Origin of the sequence: Ensifer sp., assembly GCF_035999185.1 — a bacterium.
In the GTDB taxonomy this organism is placed as follows: Bacteria; Pseudomonadota; Alphaproteobacteria; order Rhizobiales; family Rhizobiaceae; genus Ensifer.
This window is the reverse complement of the sequence record NZ_DASYHB010000222.1, coordinates 1-3,651: the sequence shown is the minus strand read 5'-3', so window position 1 is coordinate 3,651 and position 3,651 is coordinate 1. Positions and strand designations below refer to the sequence as shown.

Sequence of the window (3,651 nt, the reverse complement as noted above, 5' to 3'; positions counted from 1 at the left end):
GCCTATCCCGGCGTCAAGGCGGTGCTGACCCACGAGACCGTGCCGCGCGTGCTGCACTACGGCTCGCCACATCCGCGCTCGGCCTCCTGCACCAAGGACCAGTACATTCTCGACGACAAGGTGCGCTTCTGGGGCGAGGGTGTCGCCGCCGTCGCCGCGATCAGCGAGGAAATCGCCGACGAGGCACTCGACCTGATCGAGGTGGAATATGAAGCTCTGCCGGCCGTCTTCGAGCCGGAGGATGCCGCCCGGCCCGGCGCGCCGCTGATCCATGAGGTCGGCCCCGGCGGAAACCTGGTGCTCGACCCGGTGCGCGTCAACCGCGGCGACGTCGACAAGGGCTTTGCCGAGGCGGACTTCGTTCTCGAAGGCACCTTTGCCGGTGGACGGCCGCATCCGGCTTACATGGAGCCGAACGTCTGCGTCGCCGATTGGGACGGTTCCAACAAGCTGACCTTCTGGACCTCGACCCAGACCTCCTTCATGGTGCGCGGCATCCTTGCCGAAGTGCTCGGCCTGCCGCTCACCAAGGTGCGCGTGCTCGTCGACCATATGGGCGGCGGTTTCGGCGCCAAGCAGGACCTTTTCCAGCACGAGTTTCTCTGCGCGCTGCTGGCGAAGGAAACCCGCCGGCCGGTGAAGATGGAATTCACCCGTCATGAGACCTTCGTTGCCGGCCGCTCGCGTCACCCGTGCAAGATCTGGCTGAAGCAGGGCTTCAAGAACGACGGCACGCTCGTCGCCCGCGACATGAAGCTGGTCTACGATTCCGGTGCCTATGGCTCGCACGGTCCGGGCGTGACCATCGTCGGCACGACCGCCGCAACCTCGCTCTATCGCTGCGAGAACGTGCGGCTGGAGGGGCGCTGCGTCTACACCAACACCCCGATCAACGGCGCCTTCCGCGGCTACGGGGTGGTGCAGAGCTACTACGCGCTCGACATCCAGATGGACGAAGCCGCCGAACGGCTCGGCATGGATCCGGCCGAGCTGAAGCTGAAGAACGTGGTGCGCGCCGGCGACATCGCGCCATCCGGCCACCCGATCATCGGTCACGGGCTTGAAATCTGCCTTCAGCACGGCATCGATGTGCTCGACTGGAAGGCGCTCTGGAACCGCGACCGGACGCCGGATCCGAGGCGCCCGCATATCCGCAAGGGCTGGGGTATCGGCTGCGAGATGCACGGCTCGTCCGCCTATCCAGGCATCAAGGAGCAGGGCAATGCCACGGTCAAGGTCAACGAGGACGGCACGGTGACGCTTTTGACCGGCGCTGCCGGGCTTGGCACCGGCGCGCATACGGCGCTGGCGCAGATCGTTGCCGAAGAGCTCGGGGTCCGCTTCGAGGACGTCGGCGTCATCCATGGCGATACGGACGTGGTTCCGTGGGACATCGGGGCTTTTGCCAGCCACACGACCTATCTGGTCGGCACGGCAGCCAAGATGGCGGCCGGCAAGGTGCGCGCGGCCGTGCTCTCAAGGGCCGCGATGAAACTGCAGGTCTCGCCGGAGGAGATCGACCTTTCCGAAGGCAAGGTCTTCCTCATTGCCGAGCCCGATCGCTCCATGACGGTGTCTGAGGCCATGGGGCCTTCGCGTGGCATCCCAGCCGCCAACATCGTCGCCAATGGCACCTACGAGCCGACGAAATCCTACTCCTTCGCCGCGCACTTCACCGAGGTGGACGTCGATACGGAGACGGGCATCGTCGAGGTCAAGCGGGTCGTGCCGGTGCACGATGTCGGTCGGGTCATCCATCCGATCGCCGCTCAAGGACAGATCGAAGGCGGTATCCAGCAAGGTATCGGCCACACGCTGACCGAGGACTACGTCATCGACAAGAAGACCGGCCGCTCACTCAATGCGGGCCTGGTCGACTACAAGATGCCGCTCTCCATGGACATGCCCGACATCGAGACGATCATCCTCGAAGCAGCACCCGATCCGGGCGGTCCCTGGGGCGCCAAGGGTGTGGGCGAAGATCCGATCATCGCCATCGGCCCCTCCATCGCCAACGCCATCCACGACGCCATCGGCGTCCGCTTCCACCACTATCCGATCACCCCGGAAGACATCCTGAAAGCCTTGAGGGAGAAGGGCGCATGAACATGCATATCGAGCCTGCGAGCCAGCAGAAACTCCCGATCACGATCCTGACCGGGTTCCTTGGATCGGGAAAGACGACGCTGCTCAACTATATCCTCACCGAGCGTCACGGTCATCGCATTGCGGTGATCGAGAACGAATACGGCGAGGTGGATGTCGACAGCGACCTGGTGCTCGCCTCGGACGAGGAAATCTTCCAGATGCAGAACGGCTGCATCTGCTGCTTCGTCGACGTACGCAACGACCTGATCGACGTGATGAAGAAGCTCCTGAGCCACAAGGACAAGTTCGACCACATCATCGTCGAGACCTCGGGGCTTGCCGACCCGACGCCGGTCGCCACCGCCTTCTTCGTCGACCGCAGCGTCGCCGACGAAGTGGAGCTCGACGCCGTCGTGACGCTGGTGGATGCGATGCATATCGACCAGCACCTCTACGATCCCGTGCTCGACGGCAGCGACAACCAGGCGGTCAACCAGATCGTCGCGGCCGACCGTATCCTCGTCAACAAGATCGACCTTGCCGAGGAGAAAGCCCTCGGCTCGCTGGAAAGCTCGCTGCGCAGGCTCAACCAGACGGCGCCGATCCTTCGCTCAACTTACGGCAAGGTCGACCTCTCCAACATCCTCGGCGTTAAGGGTTTCCGGCCGTCCTATGTGCGCGAGCGGGCGGAAATCCTCGACATCGACATGGATGACGATCACGACGCCGAGCATCATCATCATGATTGCAAGGAACCGTGCTGTGACCATTCGCACCACGACCATGGGCACCACCATCATGACCATGGACGCGCGCACGCGACCGCCCTTCGGCCACACCAGCATGACGCGACGGTGAAGTCCCACTCCTTCGTCTATCCCGAAGCCTTCGACGGTGAGAAGCTTGGCGGCTTCCTGAAGACCTATCTCGGCGAACACGGGGGCGACATCTTTCGCACGAAGGGCATCGTTTCCGTTGCCGGTGACGACCGCTTCTTCGTGCTTCAAGCCGTGCACAAGCTCGTCGACTTCCGCCCTGATCATGCCTGGGGCGAAGACAAGCGGAAGTCGAAGTTCGTGTTCATCGGCCGCAATCTCGACCGCGAAAGTATCGACAGAAACTTGCGTGCATGCCTGGTGCCTTAGCAGCGAGTCTCCACGCAGGACGGCGCTTGCGTAAGCCTTTCTGTCTGAGCCGCCCGCGCCCCTCCAGCGCGGGCGGTTGCTGCTGTCTTTCTGATAAAAACTATTTAAAAACAACAACTTAACGACATTTTTGTGTTGACAGAAATCACGCGCAGTGGTTCTCTTGAAGGCGAGTAGAAGCACCGACAATTGCTCACCGTCTGTTGGAAGATGAGGCTGCGATGTCGATGCTGATCACACAAGGAACACCCGGTTGCCCCGCCCAGGGAGCTTATGCGCCGGCCCGTTCCCTCCGTCTTCGGCATTTCCTGAGATCGCGGATCCACGCCCGGCTTCGGCCGGCATGGCGTTCATCGCGCGGCCCCGCATCGACCGGACCCTCTACGACAGGAGAAACCTATGATTATTGACCTGAGCT

2 protein-coding genes are annotated in these 3,651 nt (G+C 62.7%); both read left to right on the top strand.

Annotated features, from left to right (window positions below; translation table 11 throughout):
* Positions 1-2,106 (top strand): xanthine dehydrogenase family protein molybdopterin-binding subunit (locus tag VGO04_RS31930; RefSeq protein ID WP_327500004.1); only part of this gene is annotated, 2,106 nt, incomplete at its 5' end.
* Between the two features lie 2 nt (positions 2,107-2,108).
* Complete coding sequence (locus VGO04_RS31925) at positions 2,109-3,233, top strand: CobW family GTP-binding protein (protein WP_414650643.1); 1,125 nt, start codon at positions 2,109-2,111, stop codon at positions 3,231-3,233.
* Positions 3,234-3,651: the final 418 nt, after the last annotated feature.

Coding starts and splice junctions, on each gene's coding strand:
- VGO04_RS31925 (WP_414650643.1), top strand. CDS start 2,109: ATGCATATCGAGCCTGCGAGCCAGCAGAAACTCCCGATCACGATCCTG.